The following is a 21,848-nucleotide window of genomic DNA, read 5'->3' on the forward strand; positions in this document are numbered from 1 at the left end:
CTTAAGGGAGAATCTTATGAAATTATTTTATGTATTAACCGCGATCCTATTTGCGGCCACTTGGAGTTGTGGCCCCACAACACCTGACAATGATGTCTCAAGCGAACTCCAATTCTCAGACCAAAAAGTCATAGAGGCATCCAGTGATCAATCTGTGGTCGTCTATGAAGCTACCGTTGATGAGAAAAGTGTAAATTATCAGCGGCAGCAATATGCAGAAAATGATCTGAAACAAATTCCAGTGAACCCCAAGTACAACGCAATGATCTTTAAAATATATAATGTTAAGCAATATGAAGACGCATATTTTTACGCTCCAAAAATCTACGCCTATGGCGGAAGTGATAAATCTCGGCTGCTAAAAAAGACAAATAGCGATGGCACCGTCACCTTAAGCTTTCCTGTGATTCTAGTGGATGGCACCCGGCAGACTGTGCCTGCCAGCGACGGAGTTAACATGATCACTATTCCGGAAAGCCTTAAAGTCCAATACCCGGAAGAGCTCACTAAAGAGCTTAGCCAACGGTCTGGACGCCCCCAATATCCGGCCGTACTTCCCGGATGTCCAAAACAAATTTATTTAAAAGTAGCTAAGTCCACCTATGATGTGACTCCAAGGGGTTTTTCGAACGGCGATTATTGCCAGTTTAATGCTCCCTTTACCGTATCTGTGACTATGTCTGTCACGGATGCTCAATTTCTGGTGGAAGAAGCTCTTTATGAAAATGCTGTGAATATAAATGTACTCTATGAGACTCGGGCTCGAATTGCCGTTTCTCAGATGACGGTGGAATTTGATAAAAAGAAAGTATTCGACGAATTGGCAGCTAAACTTACTTTTGACCATCCTTATTTAGATGCTGAAATCAAAACCCACACGAAAAAGGTTTTACAAAACATGAGTCTTGGCATGTCTATGGTAGGTGAGATCAATACAAATATGGATAGCTTGGTCGAACGAGCCAAAGAATTGTTCTTTGAGCCTTTTGAAGATGTTCCCACCGAAAGGGCCTCAGATTGCGGCCCCAGTGTTAGCTGTTTTCGACTGACACAAAACTCCCTCAGTGATGCAAGAACTCTATCGTTTTCGTGGCACCATTCAAAAAATGAACTCACAGGTCAACATTTTATCACCTGGGCCAATCTTCGCCCCCTAAATGACACCGTAAAAATAGGCGGCGAAGGCAGGAATGATCTTGCAAAAGGTGGCGCTGGTTTTGAGACAGGCCTCACTATATTACCGGGAGACCTTGTTGAGATCACACCTAGTTATCTTTTGGTGGAACAGCGACAGGCGAGTAATCCGGCGACAATTCGCAAAGATAACGATGTATGTATCAGCCGCAGCATGGGAGGCGCTGGCCTTGGCATGTTTGGCGATATACCTGGTGAATGCATGCGATCAGAAAACCAATGGATCGACACCACCACTTTTGGTCTATCGTCACCGACTATGACTAAAGTTGATAACCCCTCAGGACAATTCAGAGAAATATTTGAAGGATTGGCTTTTCGATTTACATATCATGTGAATGGCAAAAATGAAGAGGCTACCTGTTCGTTAAGAAATTTTGAACGAAAAGGCAGTGGTCAAAGCATCATCGTTCGAATCAACAACACACCAGGGTGCCAAATCTTTAAAGCGGGCGCAACCAGCCCCATGTTATCGTTAGTGAACAACATCGAGCTAGCACCGGTGCAATACAAAACCGGCCGACTTGTGATGAATTGGAAAGGCGAAGTCCTAGAGGCCCCAACTGACCAAATTTATACGCCCAACACCCAGTTTAGCGGTGAAATCATGATCCGAGGCTACGGACTTGGCAACCTGCGATCCATGTCGAGCGAATTCTAGTGAAGAGACCATGTTGGACTGGCCGCCGGTCATTGATTTGACCGGCGGCCTCCCGCATTGCGCCTGGTCACATGGTCATGCGAGCAAAACCAACTGACTAATCTTACCACGCCGTGTGCCATGGGTGGCTTTACTCAAACAACAGGATACTAGAAACAGCATATTTGTATTGCCAATTGAAACCACCTTCAGCAGAAAAAAGTAGCTAGGTGACCTTTATGAGATTTTGCATTCGTTCCAGGATTATTTTTTTTCGCCCCTCGACATTTTCGCGATCAGATATGTGGGCGTCCAATGAGTTTATAAAATTTTGATCGTTTAAAAGTTTACCGAATTCATCTTTGAGATAAGTCGTCACCATTGAGTGACCTCTTGTCAAATCTGTTGAGATACTTGGTCTGCCATCAATGAGTGTAACAATATCCTCAATGTCGTGGCTGAAGATATACTCGCCCCTACCTCTACCCTTAAATGCCTCTAATTTCGTGGCCATTAGGTAGGGAAGATCAAAAACTTTTACATCTCGGCCTGAAACCTTCATCTTAATTGAATTTTTAAAACCATCTTTGTACCAAATACTGGTAAACCCAAGTATTTTCGTGTCTGTTGGCATCACATCTAAAACTAAGTTCTGTTTTTTGAAGCGACAAAGAACTTTACCTTCTATGTCTTCATTAAATCCGAGATTTCTCAATTTTTTCGATATATTTTCATATTCACCCCGGTGGAGTACCTCAACTACACAGTCTACGTCTAAAGTTTCGCGGATAACGACATGACGAGGTTCTGTTATAAACAAAGAGATCGTTGACCCACCCAAAAAGACAAGCTCATCACGCAAACTGCTTAACTCTTCTATCATAAGCTTAAAAATTTCTAGATTTATATCTTTCTCGCTCATGAGCTCTTCCGAATTATTTGGGCCAATTCTTTTGAACCGATCTTCTGTTCGCGTACTCGCCCCATCCTGATCATTTCTAATAGTGACGCGAGGGTGTACAATTTTTCATCTTGCAAACATGCGCTCGGCAAACTGGGATAGATTGGTTTTAATGCTATCCCCTTAACCGTTCCTTCTGGATGAGGCCAAATGTATATGTCGTCGCTACTATACCTAACAAAACTGAATCCTGGCCGAGCGTACGCGGTGGGTATTCCCACAGCAATCGTGCCCAGCTGAGGAGGAAACATATATTTCAATGCGTGAATTAGGAACTCCGAGCTAGTCTCTTTATTTACACCATTATTGACAGTCAGCAATTTCGAGTTTTTTAACCTGCGAAAACCATGGCTGACTTCCGCAGAACTAATATCTAAACACTGGGCCAATTTTTTTTGGTTGAGCGCAGGGCTTACCATCAATTTCAACAGAATCAATACGTCTTGTGGCTTTAAGCCAATCAAGTTTCTCATGTTTTCATGTTAACACCCAGATTTGCAATTTGCAATTTGCAAATTGCAAAACTGAGCTGGAGCCAAGCGACAGCCGCCCGTGGAAGAACCCCCGGCTGCTCTAAATACCCGAGTTTTATCAATAGGTTATCATGCTAGGCCATTAGGTGGTTTGGCATATTTTCGACTACATCCTGGACTTTTGGTGAGTGACCGTCGCAGTTTGGATTCGCCATCGTTCACAAGACATCCTGGGTACACCAAGATTTATTGCGCAAAAGGGTTGTTTTCCTAAGTCGTTGGGCCAACGGCATCTGGTCTTTTCTCGTGTAGTTTTATCCAACTTCCTGTTGGTAACGAGATTGGTTTTACATCAATTGAACACATTCAAATTTCTATTCCAGCCTCGTTTAGTTGCTTTTCCATTGTCCAGTTTGATGGACGTTCTTTCTCTACAAACCACTTTCCGCCACCGGAAATCCAATCTCTTCTCTTTTTTTGTATCCCTTCGATAGTGACATCCTCATGTCCAAATGTGGTGCCACAACAGGGACATATTTCAAATGAAGGTGTTTTGCCATCTTCTCCCCAAACGTAGTCGCCGTAATTATATCCACAGACTTTACACCTAAATTTATTGTCCACTGAAGTCCTCCATATTACTTAGATTTCAATTAGATCTTGACCAGCTCCAATGCGGTAGTACCGCCCGCTACTGGCATCTCCAGCAATGAGCAAAACTTCAAACTCTTGAGTGTATAAACCACGCACAACGAGTTGATGCGCTTCACCTGAAAGATGATTTTCTTTTTGCTTCATATTTTCTTACACTTGAGACATTGTTAAATGGTCGCAAAAAGCAGCCCTCTTGGCAATAAAGCGACTTGCCGATAACCCGCGCCATATAACTATTGAGCCCCCTCATTGGCCAGTAGGTGCCGTTTGAAATCCAATTTTTCAGACGAAAAGTCCGAAGCTTCGGACAATCCAATTTGGTTTGGGGGCCTAAGTACGGCACAGATTAGATGACCATCGAAATATCCGGGCATAGGTCTTGCTTTTACCCAACCATCGGTTGAACAAAAAGGAGGATCCATGAAAAAACCAATTCAACTAGAAACTTCAGAAAACAACATGTTGTGTTTGGTACCATCCAAGCCCATGCCTAAAGAAGTAAAAAAACGAGCGAAAAAAGCACTTCGCGTAAGTTAATTCAGAATGGGCCCCGCAAAATCGCAGGGCCCATTTGTTTGGAGATCCAAAATGTCTTTCACATCCAATAAAAATAAGTACATTCGCCACAACCCTTCGAACCGTGTGCCTGGCCTGATAGACTCCAGCCTTAATACAAATCAAATTTTTAATGGCGACTACTGGGATGACTGCTTGCTCCCGATGTACTTTCGCCAGCAGACAAACACAGTCTTGGTTCTTGGCGTTGGACTGGGCTCGGGGTTTCGATCTTTATACGCGGCCAATCCGTCACTTGATGTTGTCGGAGTCGATATTGACCAGCAAGCCATTGATGAATGCAATCAACTTATTGAACGCAACTTCGAACATCATCCCATACTAATTGCAGACGACGCTCTAAACTATTTAATATCTAGTAAGAACACTTTTGATATGATTTTAGTGGACCTTTACGACAGTGATGGGCCCGTCACGGACACATTCACCTCTTCATTTTGGACTTATTTGAAGGCCAGATTAAACCCTGGTGGCATAGTCGCAGCAAATGTCTACGGCATCGCAAATCACCTTGAGCGTTATTTAGACGAATCGCCGCTTAAAAGCATGGCAGCAGCGGCTAAACAGTCACTTAAATACATTAAGGTGGCCCCACATCGCCGCAACACAACAATTATCGCCTCTGGTTCGCCCCTCAATAAAGTCTACCCTATAGACAACAACGCTGCAGACAACATCGACAGGCTAACTTTAAAAACACAGTACCTCAGATCGAAACATCTAGTGCCTTTTTTTGACGTTGCCCATCAGCCTGTTCGACATCAATTTACCTTTGAACAAATCAATCACCTGCAACGGGAAGCGTGGGGCCAGTTTCTCGCTGAATTTAATGGAACTCTGAATGATATAACATTTATATCGCCCAGAGCGCTGGTCGAAACATTGTCGTCACCAGATACTGGGCCTTGCTTGTTGCAATCAATTCTTGAGAAATGTGAGCATCTTTCAGTGATGTTACCCACGTACTTAGGTGCTGAAATTCACAATAGAGATATGAAACTCGACTGGTACTTCGAATATCTTTTTGAACACGCAAAAGATCTAAGCACCGACAAGCCCTATCTTTGGTTTAACTTTTTCTTACCCCAATGGATATCCATGTTGAACTCGAAGCCGTCTTGGCGAACTTTGAATTTTAGTGAAAAAATAAACAAATGTGGAGGTCTGAATGAACTCTAGTGTTATCGTGGTTGACAACTTCTATTCTGATCCCGACTGTGTAAGAGAGTTGGCGCTCGGCGACGAACTCGTCGATCCATTCAGTCTCAGCGGCAATTTCGCTGGCCGCGAAAGTGAATATAATTACTTCAGTGAATCAATAGTCGAAAGCTTTGAAAAGATACTCGGCACGAAAATAGTCGTCGACGAAGATTCGAATGCCTTTGGACGTTTTCGATTTGCAAGAGCCAGTGACAAACGTAAAACTCAAATTCACTTCGACAATAAAGATTGGTCTGCAGTTGTGTATCTTTCTAGAAATAGTCCATCGGGCACTGGCACCATCTTCGTAGAGCACCGGCGCCTTAATCTCGTTGGGCCCCCAGTTTCAAAGGAAGAATTGCAGCGGTATGGCTGCGACAATTTGAATGATTTTGATCGAAAATATGTACTACCGGATACTTTGAACCCCGGTGCCTGGGCGACTCACTTGAGGGTGCCATTTAAATACAACCGATTAGTTTTGTTTCGGGGAAGAAAATTGTTTCATGGATCTGAAGGCCTTTTTGGCGAAAATAGGGCCGACGGCAGGCTGACTCACAACTTTTTTTTTGATGAGGCAAGATAAATGAAATCACTAGTGATCGTTGACGACTTCTTTAAGGATCCGATGTTAGTTCGCAATCTGGCCCTAGAAACTAGCTACCAAGACGTCACGAAACTGAACTACCCCGGTTTACAGAGCGACATGGCCTTTTATAACCAAGATATTATTAAGCGATTTGAGAAACTCTTAAATGACGAAATTGACCCTAAGGTCGAGAGCCTCACTTTCGGAAAATTTAGATTTATGACTCGCGAATCCGGATCTCGAATTAAAATACATGTGGACGGCCTGGCCGAATGGACTGGCCTTATATACTTAAATACCCCAGATCAATGCGAAGGCGGTACCGCATTTTACCGTCACATAGATACTGGCCTAGAAGGACCGCCGCGGCCCGATCAAATGAAAAAATTTGGCTTCGAATCCGTTTTAGATTTTGAGCAACGAATTATTGCCGAACAAAGTTTAGACCTTTCACGGTGGGAAGAAACCACTTTCGTTGGCATGCGGTTTAATCGCCTTGTACTATTTAGGGGAAATGAGCTATTTCATTGCCACACCCATGGATTTGGCAACACAAACGAAAATGCTCGCCTTACACAGAATTTTTTCTTTAACACTAAACGCATGGATCGATTAAGAAATACCATCTACTCAAAGGGCGCTTTGTGAAAAACAGAGAATATCTCATTTATATATCCCGATTCTTTAGTGGCTTTGCCGGGTGGTTGGTGTTTTTGGCCGTCGCACTCATGATTAAAGAGCAATACGGGTCAAATCACGTGCCATTGGCTTTTGTCTGGCAAGCCATACCGCCTCTGCTGTTGTCGAATTGGCTTGCCAGAAAGACCCCTGAACACAAAATGAAGACGGTTTTCATTTGGTCCCAGGTGTTGGGCATTGTTGCTCTATTTTTACTAGCTGTACCCATTGGCCTTATTGGAATTTACACTTTTATCTTTCTAAACAGTCTTATTCAAACCGTGAGCAACCCCATACTTATCTCAATGGCCATGAAGACTGTTGATAAAGACAGGTGGCACAAGGTTCACATCAGACTATCCTCTGTGCAGGCCACGACACTGGCGTTGGCTCCTATTTTTGGCGGTTGGTTTTCTATGGCTTTTGGGTTTGGCCAACTTTTGGTTCTCACAGCGTTCTGCGGGCTCGTTGGGATCGCATTTATCTATTTGGCTATCCCTCAATTTGATGAACCGGCTCCAAAGGGTAAACAAGAACACTTAAAGTGGTTCCAACAATGGCAACCCTTAAAAATTGACTCTTGGCATCTGCGCCGTGGATTTGCTCTTTGGACCCTATTTTTAGCCATCGGCGCTTTTTTAAACACGGTGGAGTTTCCTGTTTTTGAAACCATGGGCTTGAGCCGATCTGAGATCGGGCAGATGTTGGGCTCCTGGGGTGTTGGCAATCTATTGGCCTTCTTTGCGGCCACCAGGGTCAAAAATATTTTTCCAGCATCCGTGGCGTCGGTGGTGTTTGCGGCAGCGTTAGCCTTGTTCTTAGCTCAGATTTCCCTTCAAGCGGCTCTCTTTGCCTTTGCAGTCGGAGGATTCATCAACTCGTACCTAGCTGGGAGCCTGCGAAACTACATCAGCGAAAATACACCCACCCACAGCCGAAGCCTTGATGTGTGGGCGGCCGTGAACCAAAGACTGGGTCTTGTAAACCTCTCAGTGTACGCCCTTGGAGGACTAGCACTACCCTACGCCGGCGAAACAGTGATGGGCTTGCCAATGGTGGCTTTTGCACTGATCGTTGCGGGATCATTGTTTTTACAGCGACCCCCAGACGCCCGTTCTTAAAGATTAGAGGGCGAGGGGTTATATAATACCCGCCACTTGACTCAGGATTTGTGACTCACAGAATCTTGGACCAACCGCCCCTATGCATACGGGTTGAAGATTGAACTGAGTTAGGACATTACAAGTGTAATCTTGTGTTTCCCTTTTGAGCGCTCATCCACAGAATTAATAGTCTCGACTATTTTGTCGAACAATGTCGGTCCCACTCTTTTTTCAGCATTTTCTAAGGTTTGGTTTAGAGAATCCAATCCATCAAGGTCAAGGTAATCGCCACTTTTGATGCGGTTTCTACACCAACTGGCTAATTCTTGATAGCCTAATTTTTTAGCTGACTCCTTGTGATTTTTCCATTCGATTTCACTAGTACCGTCAAGCCCATATCCACCAAACAAACAGTCATCGAATGAATCCAAATCTTTGCCAAAATACCCACCAGTCCCGTTTACCATCTCACCGAAAACCGAAAAAAAGTCCTCTAGGCTCTGAATTTTACCACCTTCTAATTGATATTTCTTTTTCATTGGTGAGTGTCCTTTATTATCCAACGGATTTCCCCGTCTGACTGTTTTTTGCAAAGAAATCGAAGTGGAGTTACGTTACCATTTCCAGGGACCAAATCAAGCGACGTCCAGCCCTTTAAGTCCCTTGTTAGCCCATGTGGCTCCAATTTACTGACAAATTCTAAAGCCTGACTATCCCCCATTAATGCTTTAAGAGAGATTGATTGAAAGCTCAGTAGGCCTCTCCGATTGGGCCTCTTTAAATAAACTAATAATCTTTTCGTAATCGCTAGTGTTTGCTAGTTCAAATTCCTTATGGTTCTCAAACATAAACATCACTGGACCTTCTATGTCCGTAGTTAAAACATCCCACAAAGCATTCAGATTCTTACCATAATAATTTGGCGTAATATCTAAGGTGGCAAAAACTTCGTGGAAATCGTTTTCATTTTTAACTTTAGAGCAGTCTATCGTGATAGATTTCATCATTTCACCTCAATAAAGTTTTCGTAGTGGTCGTTAGCTAGCAACATTTTACCGTCATTTGAATTAACCATTCTGGAAGCACCTCTTTTTCCTCCTTCATACCCTAAATCGACCTTAAAGTATTGCCTCCCATCCTAAAACAAAACCTAAACCACCGACGGCGACTGTGCATAGGTGCTGGACAAAAGTGCGAAAATCAGACCACTCATATTTGTAATTTCAGCGTAAAAACAAAGGCTTACACTACTCTGGTGTCAATTTAAAATTACATTTTAAATTGCCACCAGTGGCAACTGCTGGCATGAGATAGATAATGATTCAAAGAAGTTTGAAAACTGTCGTTGAGCGAGCCCTGCAACAATACCCCGTGGTTACCCTCACGGGGCCACGTCAATCCGGCAAAACAACTTTGGCGCGGTCCATGTTTCCAAATTTCGAGTACTATTCCCTTGAAGATCCGGATGTTCGTCAGCGGGCGCAAACAGATCCTAGGGCATTCCTCGATCAAGTCAAAACGTCAGTGATTCTCGACGAAATTCAAAGAACTCCAGATTTGACTTCTTATATCCAGGGCATTGTTGACTCGCCTGACAATCACCGAAAATTTGTCCTCACAGGCTCCCGCCAACTGCTGCTTATGGAGGCCGTGAGTCAATCTCTTGCTGGACGCACTAGGGTGTTTGAGTTGCTGCCGTTCTCCCTCAGTGAGATTTTCAATCAGATCAAAAGCGAAAACCTTACCATTCATGATGTTCTCTTCAGAGGAGGCTACCCAAGGATTTGGGACAAGTCGCTATCACCCACGGAGTGGCACAAAGAGTATTTTCGTCTTTATGTGGAGCGAGATATTCGGTCGATCGTCAAAATAATGGATCTCGACAAGTTTGAGTTGTTCATGCGTCTTTCAGCCGGGCGGATTGGACAACTCTTAAATTTGAATTCATTGGGAAATGAAGCTGGTGTAACTCAACCCACTGCAGAGTCTTGGTTGTCTGCAATGAAAACAACTTTTATTGCATTCACCCTTCAGCCTCATTTTATAAATTTCAACAAAAGAATAGTTAAAACCCCTAAACTATATTTTTATGACACGGGTTTGCTTTGCTACCTTCTAGGAATCATTGAGGCCAAGCAGTTAGAGGTTCACCCATTGCGAGGGTTAATTTTCGAAAACTTCGTTGTTGCTGAGCTGATAAAGAGGGAACACCACTTAGGCAGAGAGCCAAGGTATTATTTTTGGCGGGATCAAAAGGGTCATGAGGTCGATCTCCTGCGAGACGACAGTACTACTCTTTACCCCATAGAAATAAAAATGGCCCAAACTTTTCAGCCAAGCTTTATCGATCATCTCAATCATTTTAACTCTCTCCAGAAAAACAAAGTAACACCTTTAGGCAGCGTGTATTGTTGTGTGGATAAGAGTTTTGACTACCAAGGCTACAAGATCCAGAATTGGACAGATTTGGCCCTTTAGCAGAGATCGCCACTACCAGGCGTAGAGTTCTAACCGCAATGTATTTCGTTGGCTATTTCAGGATTGTGGTCGGTTAGAACAAGTTCTATTGTTACCGTTGTACCCATGCCTTCAGTGGAATTAATTGAAACACTTCCACCCCATGAATCCAAATTATTTTTCAGGGTCGACAATCCGATACCATTTCCTGCCTTCTTGCCATAAGAAATTTCATTTGTAAGCAATTTCGATAGTACTTTTTCTGGTATTCCTTTGCCGTTATCGGAAACCACAATAATTGCCCTATTCGTTTGACTTTCAAGAGTTACTTCGATTTTTCCACACGACGGGCTAATCGCATCTAAAGAATTATTAATCAGATTAGACAGCATAGTTTTCAGATGCCCTTTGTCGGCTTTGGCTATCAATCCGTACGATTTATTGGATTTTCTAAAGCAAATTTCTACCCCTTTGAGATGGCCACACTCTATCTGCTTTTCTTGTACTACTTCATCGATTGTTTTGCCCAGATCTACAATCGTTGTGTTAACGTTCGACTTCGCCAGAATGTTTGATTTTTTAAGGTTTCTCCGCGTTTCAAGAAGACTTTCAGCAATCTCATTGATTCGAGAAATTGATAATCTAACTAATTTAATATGATCTTCAGGCAATCCCTGGGCTTTACTCGAAACTATTTGCAGTACTGATAGGGGTGACCGAATGTCGTGGGCGACCTGAACGGCCAGCCTGCCCAGCGCATTCTCACGCTCCATACGCTCAAACTCATTTCTTTTTATCACTAGCTCGCGCAATTCATCAATTTTTACATCACCATTGTTTAGCAGGCCATGACTGATCGGCTCTACCAACTCGATAATCATTAGCCGGCTAATTCGACGAGTTACATACAAACCCGATGCGAGGAATATTGTCGCTAATACAGCGACCTTTGCAAAAGTCTCGGCCGCCAAAAAAGGTATGTTTAAGGCCAGATCAAAGCTCTCTAACCCACCTATAGGACGTGTTACAACTTGTGGCCAATGAAATTGATCGCTATTGTTACAAAGACCATCCGTCAACCCTGAGCTAACGAGAATATTGCCACCGCTACATATAGCGGCTCCCGAGGCACCCAGTGTACTGTGAGCAATGGACATGACTGAATCAATCAATTGTCGATCTTTCGATATCACCGCCCGCTGTAGAATAGCCGCCAATCTGCTTGTCTGCTCGATCTGATCAACTCTCTTAGCATAAATAGCATCTACAAGCAGTGCTATCGACGTAATAACTATAAGTGTACTTAAGAATGTCAGCGGTCGATGTATGCGCTTCTTAGCCCACACACTTAGCTTCATAAATTTTACTTCCTTTGAAAAAAATCCAGGTGCCCTTCATTTCGCGTGCGATGATTTGCGCTGACACCAATTTTATCTTTCCGATAAATGGCCACCAGCTTGCTAAACCCAAGATGCACAAATGGCACCTCCTCTAAAGTCGCTTCAGAAAAACCTTTGTAGAAATTATCGATTTCGCTCAGGTCAGTCAGCGATCTACCCTCTTCTAACAGCTCGCCAAGCCGACGATTGTAGGTCATAGGCATCACAATAGCCCCATTCGTGCCAAGATTGTGATAAATACCATCTGGGTCTCCGTTTGTTACGCTAAACCCTGCCACCATCAAATCCGGCTCAAAAACCTTATAATAATATTTAAACCGCTCGCCGGGCTCAATGACCTTTGACCGATCGGAAATCGGTATATTTAGTTGCTTCAGCAAAGCGACAATCCAAGTCTCCGTCTCTGAAGCATATACTATTAGGGGATTCTTACTCACCTGCTCATAAAAGTATTCAACTGACTCTTTCCCTTTTTCAATAAGTCTATTAGCAATGTCGTCGTCGAGACGCCCCTTCTGGAGAGGTAAAAATGGTTGAGGATCCAATCTAAACAGGTCCGTTGTCATGGGGACCGGCACTTCTATTGACGACATTTCCACAAATGATCTGATCTTATTGAAGATTAAATACTGGAATGCTTGACGCAACCTTCGATCAGAAAAAAATCGACCGCTAAGCTCATTCAGTGCTAAAATTTCATGAATTGCATCTTGTCCCGGAAGAACACCCAACCCCCGTCTCTTCAAGTTCTCCACATTAATATGAGCGCCCCTTCCTGTGGCAAATACGTCGATATTGTCGTTTAACAATTCGCTCAAGCCATCCCTTGTGCCCAAAGACACCGCCTCGGCAGGCCCAAGATTTTTTGTGTTTTCAGCAAACCCGTTCTTTACTAACAACAAACGATTTTCATCTATTTGCCGCAGCATATATTTACCAGTCCCATGGAAGACACCCTCTTTATCTGTTTTATGGGCTGCATATCGATTGCCCGATAGGTAGTCCAAAGCCGTCCTAAACGGTCGTTTAAACCGAACTACCAAAGTTTTTTCATCAGGCGTCTCTATTCCGCTTATATCACCCGTGTTTGCGAATTGCTCGTAGCCTTCCACTTCGGAAAGTACATCCGCTAAGCTGCTGTTGGAAGATTTTGGCACTAAAGTTAGTCCCTCAAGCCATGACTTTTTGTAGTCGTGCGATGACAAATAAGATCCATCCGAGAAACGTTTTTTTGTGTCTATTTCAAATGAATATACTTTCAGATTTTGAGACACCCTCCAAGATGTGGCACCGAGGGGCATCGGAAACCCATTTTCATCAACTCCAACCAGTGCATCAAACTGATTGCTCAATACCATATCACCAACGGCTGTGTGTTGTAGCCCAGGATGAATGGTTTTCCAATGCGAGCTGTATCCCACTCTTATGGGATCAATCGCTGGTTTTTTCATAACCATATGTCCACCAATAATCATTGCACATAGACCACCCACCATTAGAAAATGTCTCCTCGTATAAATCCATTTTGAAACGCTCTTCATTTCTTTACATGCCAAAATCACCAGGCACTAGGTGCTGATGAAGCACCCATTCCAGAGACCTGGATAATTTCTTCTTGAATAAGTATTTCTAAATTGCGAAAAAATTCAGATTCCAACTCGATCTCATCAACAATGCCGGCCCTTTGGCGAAGATTTTCATACATATCTTCAAAAGACATGTTTGTATGGCCTGGTTCCCACAAAAGACGCCGGGCGTGTCGCGCCTCTTTAGAACCACTAAACCTAGTATTCTCATAGTGATCAATTTCTGTAAGCTTAGCCTTGGCAGCTATTGACACCACACTCACTGGCAGCATCGACAGCACTATTAAAATACTACGACTAAATAAATTCATAATTCCTCCATAACGATTTTTCTACAACATCCAACACCCAGGATCTTTTCCAAGTGGATCTCCATTATATGCGAACGCGGCGTTTCGATCACCGCCACACCTCTTCAAAAAAATACAATTATCACAACCCTCAATCTTGTTATTTCTAAGATTTTTTAATGTGGGATGGTTTAAAAATGTATCGCGAATTCCATCTTTTAAGGCATGTCCAAGCCGCAGTCTTGATCGACTCGACATCAATACATAGCCCTGGTAGTCAACAACAATAGATTCCCAAAACCTGCCACTCGCCCCTAGCCGCGGATCAATAAGTGCAAACAAGGGTTTGCGGGTTTCCGTCGGCACCCGATATTTATAGGAGGAGTTTAAAATATCTTTGTAAGCCTGTCGCAATTCTTTCGAATCCAGTGCCTGATCAATTTGATTAATTTTTGACTCTTTTGCCTGACCTACCTCGACAAGCCGTGCGAATTCTACTGATTTCAGGTTTAAGGTTCGGCCCAGCGCAAAGAATTCGCCAATCCATTTGCTCGTGCGCTTAGATAAAACCGTTAGGGTGTGTACCTCAATCTTATTTTGACGCAAAATACTAATGCCCCTCATTGCCTTTTCAAATGAACCCCGCCCCCTAATCGAGTCATGTCGAGTAGCGTCTGGTCCATCTAAACTAACCTGAAAACGAATAGTTGAAAATTTCTTCAATAATTCAAGGTTCGCCCTCTCTACAAGAGTGCCATTAGTTAAAATTATTAAACGCCAGTCTTTTCGCAACGAGCTGGCATAACTCAGTACGAGCTCAAAATTTGTGCTCGCAAAAGGTTCGCCGCCACCGATTATTAATTCTGGTGCATAGCCTATTTCATCAATTAACCCTACATAGTCATCAATAATTTGACACCATTCTACGGCCCCTAATGCCCCCACGTTCTTGTGGTGAGAGTGGTAACAATGACTGCAGCTCAAATTACAAGCATTAGTCAGGTCAATCTGCAAAGGCAAAGTATGTCCAATACTGATCCAATCTATTATCTTTTTCGAAATATAGTCGCTCATTTTACTTTTTTGCTTGTGCTGACTTATGGAAATCAAAGTACTTGTTCCTATTGAATCTGGGTTTCAGGTGGCGATATATGCAACTTGAATGCCGATTGATCTAGTGTCCGATTTTCGGAAATTGAGATCTCACCAAATAAGGAAAAATCCCTAAAACCAGAATAGATTGCTGCAAAATAGTTGGCCTTTTGCTGGCCATGAGGCATCAGGCTGCGCTAATTTGTCATAAAGGACGGCCATTTTTTGGCACGTGGCGTCCGCCGAACCGGATGTGTGTCTTATCCAGCGACGGAAATTTGCAATTCTTTCAGCACCCAGGCGGCTGGCCAAAGATTCTGTGAGCCACAAATCCTGAGTCAGGTGAAGCGATGTACGACCCCAAGGCCAATGTATACCACATGTCGATTCAAATACCTGTGACCCTGTATGGCTATTTTCAGGATGAGGATGTGAGTGTGGTAACGCCGTATAGTTTTTGAATTATAGCCAATCCTGAACCAAAACTAGTGATTCTATTTTGTTGAGAGTCTTGACGACGCCATCATTAAAAAAAGTCTTCTAGACTAGGTCATATTGAATTACACTTGAGGCTTCCTGATCGGCAAAAAAATCAGATTTTTTATACAATTCTATTAGTTTGTCGCTCTGTATCTCTTAGTAAATTCATTCGGGTACTCTTTAAAAGACTTGATTTCCGATAGCGAAGATATCTCAACAATACTTGCCTCTCTGGCTGTATCATAGGGCTTTGCGAATTTAGTTACCGAGGGCGGGATAGAAATTCCCTTTCCTACCAAATGTCCAGCGATCTGGGTTACGTTCGGTATATTTTGGCTGGTGTATTCTAGAAACAACTCTACTGGCACGAAAGTTGTAGGATTGTCTGAAGAAACAAAGGACGTTTATAAATACTAGAAAAATTGTGGCCATTATTTCTTTTATAGCTTCTCTGTCAGCCCAAGCTAAATCACAAATTCAGGCAAGACATTATTCCCAATCGGCCACGGGGCATTATTCTCGGTCTGGGGGCCGGAACGTCTCTGGCTTCGAGCTGTAAGAGCGTTCTCACTCTAAAAGGAGTTTCGAAAATGTCCATTAGAAATGATCGTCTGAGAGTTGCCTTTCCAATATGGAGTCAAGTGAACGCAATAGACCCTCACTCCATTCAGGCCGCGGGGCCGGCTATCATTTCTCAAAACGTTTTCTCCAAGCTGGTTACATTCAGTAATAACGGCCAAATTCAAGGTGAACTAGCTACGGACTTTTACTGGGACGGTGAGGGTTACTCTTTCACCATCGAACCCATTACCACTGCCGATGGGTACTCAATTGGCGCGGAGGATGCTTACTACAGCTTGAAAAGGATTGTCGCCTTGGACAAGAACACCCATGGTAGCCTTAAGCAGTTTATCTGTCCCGATACAAAAATAACTCGTTTGACGGACCCATGTGAGGGCCTCAGTTGGAGTGGTAATACGTTACGAATCGTGCCTGCTCAGCCGGTTTTTCGCCAACATATTCTCCCATTAATCGGCGCAGTGGATTACTCTATTTTGAGGAAGAGTGACTTGGATTTAGACAATCCAAGTCTGCTGAAAATCGATTGGCGAAATACATCAGGTCCATACTATTTGACTAATGCTAATTCATCGACCGCATTACTTTCACTGAATTCTCGACATCCACTAGCATCCCAATCAAACTTCAAAGAACTTGAAATCGTTTCTTTGCGCAACGACCATGCAATTAGTGAATTCAAAGCAGGCCGAGTGGACTTTATTACGACAATCGGAGGCGTAGGACGGAAAGAAATCCAAGAGTTTCAAAATTCGGGAAAAGTTTTTACTCATGTCACTCTCCCCATGCACCTCCATTACTTTCACTTTTTAGCGCCGGGCATGGAAGAACTTAATTCGGCCGAACGCCATGCTCTCGGTTTGTTCTTGCGTCGACGACTGCTAGCGGCAAACCATGAAAATGAGATTACACCCACCCATGAATTTTTCCCCGCTGATGGACCGGGCCGAATTACTGAAGAACAGAATGACAGCTTGAACGAGATTAAGGATACGGCAAAAGAGGTTGATCTCAACAAGCTCAGAGTAAGGTTGATTGTACCTAAACACAGTGTGGACAAGTTTAGAGAAATGTTTAAAGACGCCGCATTTTTACATATCGAAGAGCCTGATGGACCGCCTTGGGTCATGGCGCAGAGCCGTCAGCCCCACCTATATTACGGTCTAACTGACTCGGGCTATTCAGCTGACCTACCTCTTTTGAGTTATAACATTTCAGTTGAAACATTTGCTGACAAAAAAACTGGTCAAGACTGGCTCAGTAATTATTGGAAAATTGATGATGAGGCCGAGAGAATGAGAGCGATAAATCAATTGCACTTTAAGGCGCTGAGGGATGCTCGAATTGTGCCCGTGTTTATGGATTCATATATAGCAGTTTCTCGGCTGCCGGTGAAATTCACACTATCACGTTTTTATGCCAACAATTATTTCACTCAGATTCGTTCGATAGATTGACCCTGCGTAAATCCTCAAGAAATTTTATAGCAAGAGGACTGATCCTGTTGGGGGCCATAATGCAATGTCCACTTTCGTGCAAAATCTAACTAAGATGCGAACTTCTGGCTATTTACAAACCGTCTCTTTATTGGGAAGAAACATTGCATTCCGCCACTAACCGGGGTGAAGCCTCCCAGTTGTTTGTTGTACGGATAAAAAAGAGCCTTACCCCATCCTCAAACAAAACCTAAACCACCGACGGCGACTGTGCGTAGGCGCTGGACAAAAGTGCGAAAATCAGACCACTCATATTTGTAATTTCAGCGTAAAAACAAAGACTTACACTACTCTGGGGTCAATTTAAAGTCATATTTTAAATTGAAGCCAGTGGCAACTGCTGGCATGAGATAGGTAATGATTCAAAGAAGTTTGAAAACTGTAGTTGAACGGGCCTTGCAACAATACCCCGTGGTTACCCTCAGGGGGCCACGCCAATCCGGCAAAACAACATGGCCCTTTCTTAATGGCTCGGCAGGAGTCTATTGATCCCGGACCAAGCAACTGAATTAAGCCAAAGGCAATGTGATTGTAATTCGCGTACCAACGCCGATGTCACTTTCAAGCTCAAAAGTCCCTCGCATGGCGTTTACCGTTTGAATTGAGTGATACAAGCCAAGGCCAGAGCCTGACGAGCTGATATTCTCTTTACCGTATGAAAATCCTTTCTGCCCAGCCTTCCGCATAATATCTGGCGGCATGCCCCTGCCACAGTCTTGAATAACAAGAATGGCTTTTGACGACTGTTCCGAAAGCGTCCATCTAATGATTTTTTGATCGACGTCGAGCATTGCATCCATAGCATTGTTTAAGAGATTTGATATTACGCGTGAAAACTCCATTTTATTACCACACACCTTAAGAGCTGGCCCTTCGGCCACAAAATTCACCTTAAACTGCCAAGAACTCTCTTTCTCGCTTTGTATTTCAGCCATCAACTCCCTTAAACAAAAGGCCTGCCCATTTTGCCTTACATCGTTAGCACCCCGTGTTGCCCGGCTCAAATCCTGAAAAATAGATTCAACTCGCTTCAATGCCTGATCTAAAAGATCTTTGAACTTCTCATCTATGTTTGCCACTTGCGAAACCGTTTTGATGGCAGTCAAAGGAGAAGCCACATCGTGGCGTGTTTGACTGGTCAGATCTAAAAGAAACTGTTTTTCTAGTTCTCCTGCCTTTTTCTCAAGCTCAATTTTTTTATTTTTCCTATGATAGTGCATTGTGAGCACCAAGATCACGCCCGCAAGAACAACCCTCATTAGGTTGTGGCTGGCCGCCAACCAAATGTTTTTTTGAGGGACAAATTCAAGTTGCCACTTTGTGCCGTTTATACTTTGAAGAGTGCCGCTTTGCTTTCTGCCACTTGTGCACTGGTCTTTATACGTAGTTTCGTAATAGACCCTTTGATAGGGGACCACTTCTTTCAACGATACACAGGTTATCCAATCTTCTTTTTCCATATCACTCAGCGTTCGGGATAGTTGATAGGAGTTGGTCATCTCCACTTCATCCCGGAGTAGAACTTTAACGCTCTTCCAAACGGACTCCTCGTACTGATCATTGAAGTAGAAAAAGGCAATCTCAACAGACACAATACCAATGAACGCCGCTAAAATCGGCGCCCAAAAAGTTCGCAAAAATCTCAGTACAAGAATCGATCGATAGGTCCGTCGTGCCATGACTTCCACCCTTTAAAAATTGTACGGGACATATAGAAACCATCAAAAGTTTCACTATGAAAAAAAAGCGGTTGGGGCGTCGGCCATTTTTCCCTTCTATTCTTTGACAAAATGGCTTCTACTTTTTGTCGGTGGTCAGAAAAATAAAAGATCCGGTTGTAGGGAAACCTATCGACGCGGGGACTATTTCTGGCAATCAAAAGATGCCTCATCCCCTCAAGCAATGCATGCGTCCAAACATTCTCACCCTCTAATCCTGCCGAATAGCCTGGGAAAGCTCCACTTTCAGAAAAAGCGACTACTACGGCCACTCTGGCCACCACAATTCGGTCGCCGATTAATACAGGCAATGATTTGAAGAAAAAACGGCAGTCATCAAATTGGCTAACAAAATACTGACCCAAAGACTCAAGGTGAGGCGAGTCTTCCTCATTCATGTGGTAATTATCGTCTATCCACTTGCTGACCACCCACCTTTCAAGTCCCTCCATAATCGACCTCAATTTCGTCGACTCTTTATCAAACCCAGCCGCAAATCCGCACGCCGTTGGATAAACATCAAGTAGCCATTCTTTCTTCAACGATTCGTCGGCCTTTAAGCGCTGAACCGTGGAACGCTCCAAAAACTCTGCAGCAGCCACTTTACGTGCCTGTTCCAAATTCGTACCGAACCCACCGGAAATCGGCATGCCATTTTCAGTTATGATGTTCACTTGCCAAGCCGTTTCTCCCGTCCCATATTCTATAGAAGATTGGTGAACCTCTTTGAAATCGGGATTGATCCGCCTCATTAATTCAATCATTATTTTTGAATCTTATCTCGTCAAAACGAATGCGTGTGATTAGTGGACTGAGGCTGGATATATCAATGTCATCACTCACTAAATAATAGCCGCCTCTATGATAGACAGGGAAAAGTGCCGCGTCTTCGTGAAGATATGTATTGAATCTGTCGATGGCATCTTTGATGTCCATCGAAGATTTTTCATAATCTCTTACCAACTGGCAAACTCGACCAGAAGGATCTGGCCAATTGGCACCCATTTCTGAGCAGAAAAGCATTCCAACTACCCAACCTTCAAAACCGCTCCCTACTTCGGCGCCTATAAGACGAATATCGTATCTCGAAAGATCTTTCATCTGTTCGACAGACGCTACCGCCGAATTATCAATCTTGTAAGGCCACTTGAGTGTATCGAGTGTCTTTTTTAGAATATCCTCGCCAAACTGAACTCGGTCACTCAGAGGCAAAGGCGCCGACCGAATAATAAGGGGCTCCTGTGGTGCTGGTAAATCTTCGTCCTCGCCAATCAGGCCAAGCGGTGACAATTCCGTTTCCTGGTTAAAAAAGAAAAATTCAGTTTTGTGCGAGGTGAATGTGTCGAATTCAGCCGATCGCAGGTGGGCTTTGTAAACATTTGAAAACGCTTTTCGCAATTTGTGACTTTCAAACCATTTGCCCGCTTGCTCAGAAAGGCAGACGACCCCTAGGACCATGGGAATTTGTTTGATAACATTAAATCCATCGACTTCTACTTTTTGACTATTTGTGGTTTCTACTATGGTGGATTTTTGCTGAGAAGATAACTTTTCTGCACCCCCGGATTTGATAATTACGTGCTTTGGAGAATTCTGATCTACGAGACTGTAGTCCTCCCTTCTGTTGAGGGCATACTCAACCCCAGGTATGTAGTCACCAAGAACATACCCGCCCGAAGATACAAACTTAGTTTTGTCTTTCCATGAAAGATCACTGTTGAAGTTCTCGCGGCAAATATAACCAAATGGTGCCATGCTGAGATACTCTAAAAAGCCGCTTCGAAATGGCTCACGAAACTTGAAGATAAGCTGTTCGCCTTCAGCCAACAAGCCCAACTTGTCCCCATTGCCACTATTAATAAAATCCTCATAACCAACTAACTTCTCAAACAAGGGTTGGTCACTGTGCTGGCTCAACCACTTCAAGGATCTAAGCAAACTCTCCCGAAAGCTAGCAGCCGTTATTGGCTCACCATTTTCGCAGGTTAGACCGGGTCGTATGTTGAAGGTCCATGTCAATTCGTTTTGTGACCAAGACTCTGCCACATATGGCGTTGGCCTTTCATCGCTGAAGTAGACGACAAGTGTGCCTATCATGGGTGCCAGCAAGATATTGCTTTGATAATATTCGGCATCATATATCGAGGTTGAGATTGGTCCTCGTATTCCATCATAGTAAAATGTCAGATCTTTTTTTTGCATTAAGCTAGCCCTACCATTCAATTTTATTTGGTGCAGGACTCGAGGCCAATATTCCCACATCAATACTGTGACCATCAAAAGTGTCAAAATTAAAAGACTGGCCCTCTTCGTTTGGTGAGACACGGATTACTTCCCCCCAATCCAAGTGTATATTCATATGTTCTTCAAACATAGCCTCAACAGCTTCGAAGTTGATCCCGTTGGCTTCGGCGTTGAAACGATCAACGAAGATTTCACCATCAGCGGATGTCAACGAAAAGGTAGAGGCAAAGATTGTACCGAGAATTACTGGGTCCGTATTTGATGTCCTCGTAAAATTTGTTTGGTTGATTGATCTAGATGTCAATGCGTTGAGACGCGATATTAATATCATAACGAGCCGATTTTCGCCAAAGAATTGCCATGAAGGTTTTTTCAGACGATCAGACGTTTGACAGTAGGTGAACTAATTTCATGAAAATGTCCGGCATCCGGATCGCG

20 protein-coding genes and 1 pseudogene are annotated in these 21,848 nt (G+C 43.5%); 7 read left to right on the top strand and 14 right to left on the bottom strand.

Going from position 1 to position 21,848, the window contains the following annotated elements:
- Positions 1 to 16 precede the first annotated feature (16 nt).
- Positions 17 to 1,855: a hypothetical protein gene (locus H6626_10765; GenBank protein ID USN46686.1), complete on the top strand. Its 1,839-nt coding sequence runs from the start codon at positions 17 to 19 to the stop codon at positions 1,853 to 1,855.
- Between the two features lie 205 nt (positions 1,856 to 2,060).
- On the opposite strand, the gene H6626_10770 is transcribed toward H6626_10765, so the two are convergent.
- The 3 genes from H6626_10770 to H6626_10780 all read right to left on the bottom strand — a co-directional run bounded on the left by H6626_10770 (position 2,061) and on the right by H6626_10780 (position 4,066).
- A complete protein-coding gene (locus H6626_10770; protein USN46687.1) occupies positions 2,061 to 2,756 on the bottom strand; it encodes a hypothetical protein in 696 nt (231 codons plus the stop codon).
- 878 nt (positions 2,757 to 3,634) lie between these two features.
- Positions 3,635 to 3,892, bottom strand: coding sequence for a hypothetical protein (locus H6626_10775; protein ID USN46688.1), 258 nt, complete (start codon positions 3,890 to 3,892; stop codon positions 3,635 to 3,637).
- A gap of 18 nt (positions 3,893 to 3,910) precedes the next feature.
- On the bottom strand, positions 3,911 to 4,066 hold the full coding sequence (locus H6626_10780) for a hypothetical protein (protein ID USN46689.1): 156 nt from the start codon (positions 4,064 to 4,066) through the stop codon (positions 3,911 to 3,913).
- Positions 4,067 to 4,510: 444 nt separating this feature from the next.
- Here H6626_10780 and H6626_10785 point away from each other — a divergent pair, with 444 nt between their 5' ends.
- The 4 genes from H6626_10785 to H6626_10800 are packed head-to-tail and all read left to right on the top strand — an operon-like array spanning position 4,511 to position 8,086.
- Positions 4,511 to 5,677: a hypothetical protein gene (locus tag H6626_10785; GenBank protein USN46690.1), complete on the top strand. Its 1,167-nt coding sequence runs from the start codon at positions 4,511 to 4,513 to the stop codon at positions 5,675 to 5,677.
- Complete coding sequence (locus H6626_10790) at positions 5,667 to 6,284, top strand: hypothetical protein (protein ID USN46691.1); 618 nt, start codon at positions 5,667 to 5,669, stop codon at positions 6,282 to 6,284. Before H6626_10785 ends, H6626_10790 begins: the two co-directional genes overlap by 11 nt.
- Positions 6,285 to 6,935: a hypothetical protein gene (locus H6626_10795; protein ID USN46692.1), complete on the top strand. Its 651-nt coding sequence runs from the start codon at positions 6,285 to 6,287 to the stop codon at positions 6,933 to 6,935.
- Positions 6,932 to 8,086 carry an MFS transporter gene (locus H6626_10800; protein USN46693.1) on the top strand — a complete coding sequence of 385 codons (1,155 nt, stop codon included), beginning with the start codon at positions 6,932 to 6,934 and terminating at the stop codon, positions 8,084 to 8,086. Before H6626_10795 ends, H6626_10800 begins: the two co-directional genes overlap by 4 nt.
- A 110-nt stretch (positions 8,087 to 8,196) precedes the next feature.
- Here the strand turns inward: H6626_10800 and H6626_10805 are convergent, their stop codons facing one another.
- The 3 genes and pseudogenes from H6626_10805 to H6626_10815 all read right to left on the bottom strand — a co-directional run bounded on the left by H6626_10805 (position 8,197) and on the right by H6626_10815 (position 9,200).
- Positions 8,197 to 8,607: a barstar family protein gene (locus H6626_10805; GenBank protein USN46694.1), complete on the bottom strand. Its 411-nt coding sequence runs from the start codon at positions 8,605 to 8,607 to the stop codon at positions 8,197 to 8,199.
- Between the two features lie 189 nt (positions 8,608 to 8,796).
- On the bottom strand, positions 8,797 to 9,072 hold the full coding sequence (locus tag H6626_10810) for a barstar family protein (protein USN49007.1): 276 nt from the start codon (positions 9,070 to 9,072) through the stop codon (positions 8,797 to 8,799).
- Positions 9,072 to 9,200: pseudogene (locus tag H6626_10815) on the bottom strand (ribonuclease). The gene H6626_10810 and the pseudogene H6626_10815 overlap by 1 nt, the downstream one beginning before the upstream one ends.
- Before the next feature lie 185 nt (positions 9,201 to 9,385).
- Here H6626_10815 and H6626_10820 point away from each other — a divergent pair.
- On the top strand, positions 9,386 to 10,546 hold the full coding sequence (locus H6626_10820; protein ID USN46695.1) for an ATP-binding protein: 1,161 nt from the start codon (positions 9,386 to 9,388) through the stop codon (positions 10,544 to 10,546).
- A gap of 29 nt (positions 10,547 to 10,575) precedes the next feature.
- Here H6626_10820 and H6626_10825 read toward each other — a convergent pair whose 3' ends face one another.
- The 4 genes from H6626_10825 to H6626_10840 form a co-directional block, all read right to left on the bottom strand.
- Positions 10,576 to 11,883, bottom strand: a complete 1,308-nt coding sequence (locus H6626_10825) for a HAMP domain-containing histidine kinase (GenBank protein USN46696.1) — start codon at positions 11,881 to 11,883, stop codon at positions 10,576 to 10,578.
- A gap of 5 nt (positions 11,884 to 11,888) precedes the next feature.
- On the bottom strand, positions 11,889 to 13,376 hold the full coding sequence (locus H6626_10830) for a hypothetical protein (protein USN46697.1): 1,488 nt from the start codon (positions 13,374 to 13,376) through the stop codon (positions 11,889 to 11,891).
- Positions 13,377 to 13,483: 107 nt separating this feature from the next.
- A complete protein-coding gene (locus tag H6626_10835) occupies positions 13,484 to 13,822 on the bottom strand; it encodes a hypothetical protein (protein USN46698.1) in 339 nt (112 codons plus the stop codon).
- 21 nt (positions 13,823 to 13,843) lie between these two features.
- Positions 13,844 to 14,875, bottom strand: coding sequence for a radical SAM protein (locus H6626_10840; GenBank protein ID USN46699.1), 1,032 nt, complete (start codon positions 14,873 to 14,875; stop codon positions 13,844 to 13,846).
- 1,088 nt (positions 14,876 to 15,963) lie between these two features.
- Between H6626_10840 and H6626_10845 the strand changes: the two genes are divergently transcribed.
- Positions 15,964 to 17,409, top strand: a complete 1,446-nt coding sequence (locus H6626_10845; GenBank protein USN46700.1) for a hypothetical protein — start codon at positions 15,964 to 15,966, stop codon at positions 17,407 to 17,409.
- A gap of 548 nt (positions 17,410 to 17,957) precedes the next feature.
- Here the strand turns inward: H6626_10845 and H6626_10850 are convergent.
- From H6626_10850 to H6626_10865, 4 genes are read right to left on the bottom strand one after another with little or no spacing between them, the layout of a single operon-like run.
- Positions 17,958 to 19,127: a HAMP domain-containing histidine kinase gene (locus H6626_10850; GenBank protein ID USN46701.1), complete on the bottom strand. Its 1,170-nt coding sequence runs from the start codon at positions 19,125 to 19,127 to the stop codon at positions 17,958 to 17,960.
- Complete coding sequence (locus H6626_10855; GenBank protein ID USN46702.1) at positions 19,091 to 19,930, bottom strand: hypothetical protein; 840 nt, start codon at positions 19,928 to 19,930, stop codon at positions 19,091 to 19,093. Before H6626_10855 ends, H6626_10850 begins: the two co-directional genes overlap by 37 nt.
- The gene (locus tag H6626_10860) at positions 19,923 to 21,368 is read right to left on the bottom strand and encodes a hypothetical protein (protein ID USN46703.1); all 1,446 of its coding nucleotides are present in this window, start codon (positions 21,366 to 21,368) and stop codon (positions 19,923 to 19,925) included. Before H6626_10860 ends, H6626_10855 begins: the two co-directional genes overlap by 8 nt.
- Before the next feature lie 10 nt (positions 21,369 to 21,378).
- Entirely contained in the window at positions 21,379 to 21,741 is a 363-nt protein-coding gene (locus H6626_10865) for a hypothetical protein (protein ID USN46704.1), read from the bottom strand.
- Between the last annotated feature and the right edge of the window lie 107 nt (positions 21,742 to 21,848).

The sequence above is a fragment of the Pseudobdellovibrionaceae bacterium genome, from assembly GCA_023898385.1.
Lineage (GTDB): Bacteria > Bdellovibrionota > Bdellovibrionia > Bdellovibrionales > UBA1609.

What these genes read in the sequence shown, in the direction of transcription:
- H6626_10765 (USN46686.1), top strand. Translation starts at nt 17, where the DNA reads ATGAAATTATTTTATGTATTAACCGCGATCCTATTTGCGGCCACTTGG.
- H6626_10770 (USN46687.1), bottom strand. Translation starts at nt 2,756, where the DNA reads ATGAGCGAGAAAGATATAAATCTAGAAATTTTTAAGCTTATGATAGAA.
- H6626_10780 (USN46689.1), bottom strand. Translation starts at nt 4,066, where the DNA reads ATGAAGCAAAAAGAAAATCATCTTTCAGGTGAAGCGCATCAACTCGTT.
- H6626_10785 (USN46690.1), top strand. Translation starts at nt 4,511, where the DNA reads ATGTCTTTCACATCCAATAAAAATAAGTACATTCGCCACAACCCTTCG.
- H6626_10790 (USN46691.1), top strand. Translation starts at nt 5,667, where the DNA reads ATGAACTCTAGTGTTATCGTGGTTGACAACTTCTATTCTGATCCCGAC.
- H6626_10795 (USN46692.1), top strand. Translation starts at nt 6,285, where the DNA reads ATGAAATCACTAGTGATCGTTGACGACTTCTTTAAGGATCCGATGTTA.
- H6626_10805 (USN46694.1), bottom strand. Translation starts at nt 8,607, where the DNA reads ATGAAAAAGAAATATCAATTAGAAGGTGGTAAAATTCAGAGCCTAGAG.
- H6626_10810 (USN49007.1), bottom strand. Translation starts at nt 9,072, where the DNA reads ATGAAATCTATCACGATAGACTGCTCTAAAGTTAAAAATGAAAACGAT.
- H6626_10820 (USN46695.1), top strand. Translation starts at nt 9,386, where the DNA reads ATGATTCAAAGAAGTTTGAAAACTGTCGTTGAGCGAGCCCTGCAACAA.
- H6626_10825 (USN46696.1), bottom strand. Translation starts at nt 11,883, where the DNA reads ATGAAGCTAAGTGTGTGGGCTAAGAAGCGCATACATCGACCGCTGACA.
- H6626_10830 (USN46697.1), bottom strand. Translation starts at nt 13,376, where the DNA reads ATGAAAAAACCAGCGATTGATCCCATAAGAGTGGGATACAGCTCGCAT.
- H6626_10835 (USN46698.1), bottom strand. Translation starts at nt 13,822, where the DNA reads ATGAATTTATTTAGTCGTAGTATTTTAATAGTGCTGTCGATGCTGCCA.
- H6626_10840 (USN46699.1), bottom strand. Translation starts at nt 14,875, where the DNA reads ATGAGCGACTATATTTCGAAAAAGATAATAGATTGGATCAGTATTGGA.
- H6626_10845 (USN46700.1), top strand. Translation starts at nt 15,964, where the DNA reads ATGTCCATTAGAAATGATCGTCTGAGAGTTGCCTTTCCAATATGGAGT.
- H6626_10850 (USN46701.1), bottom strand. Translation starts at nt 19,127, where the DNA reads ATGGCACGACGGACCTATCGATCGATTCTTGTACTGAGATTTTTGCGA.
- H6626_10855 (USN46702.1), bottom strand. Translation starts at nt 19,930, where the DNA reads ATGATTGAATTAATGAGGCGGATCAATCCCGATTTCAAAGAGGTTCAC.
- H6626_10860 (USN46703.1), bottom strand. Translation starts at nt 21,368, where the DNA reads ATGCAAAAAAAAGATCTGACATTTTACTATGATGGAATACGAGGACCA.
- H6626_10865 (USN46704.1), bottom strand. Translation starts at nt 21,741, where the DNA reads ATGATATTAATATCGCGTCTCAACGCATTGACATCTAGATCAATCAAC.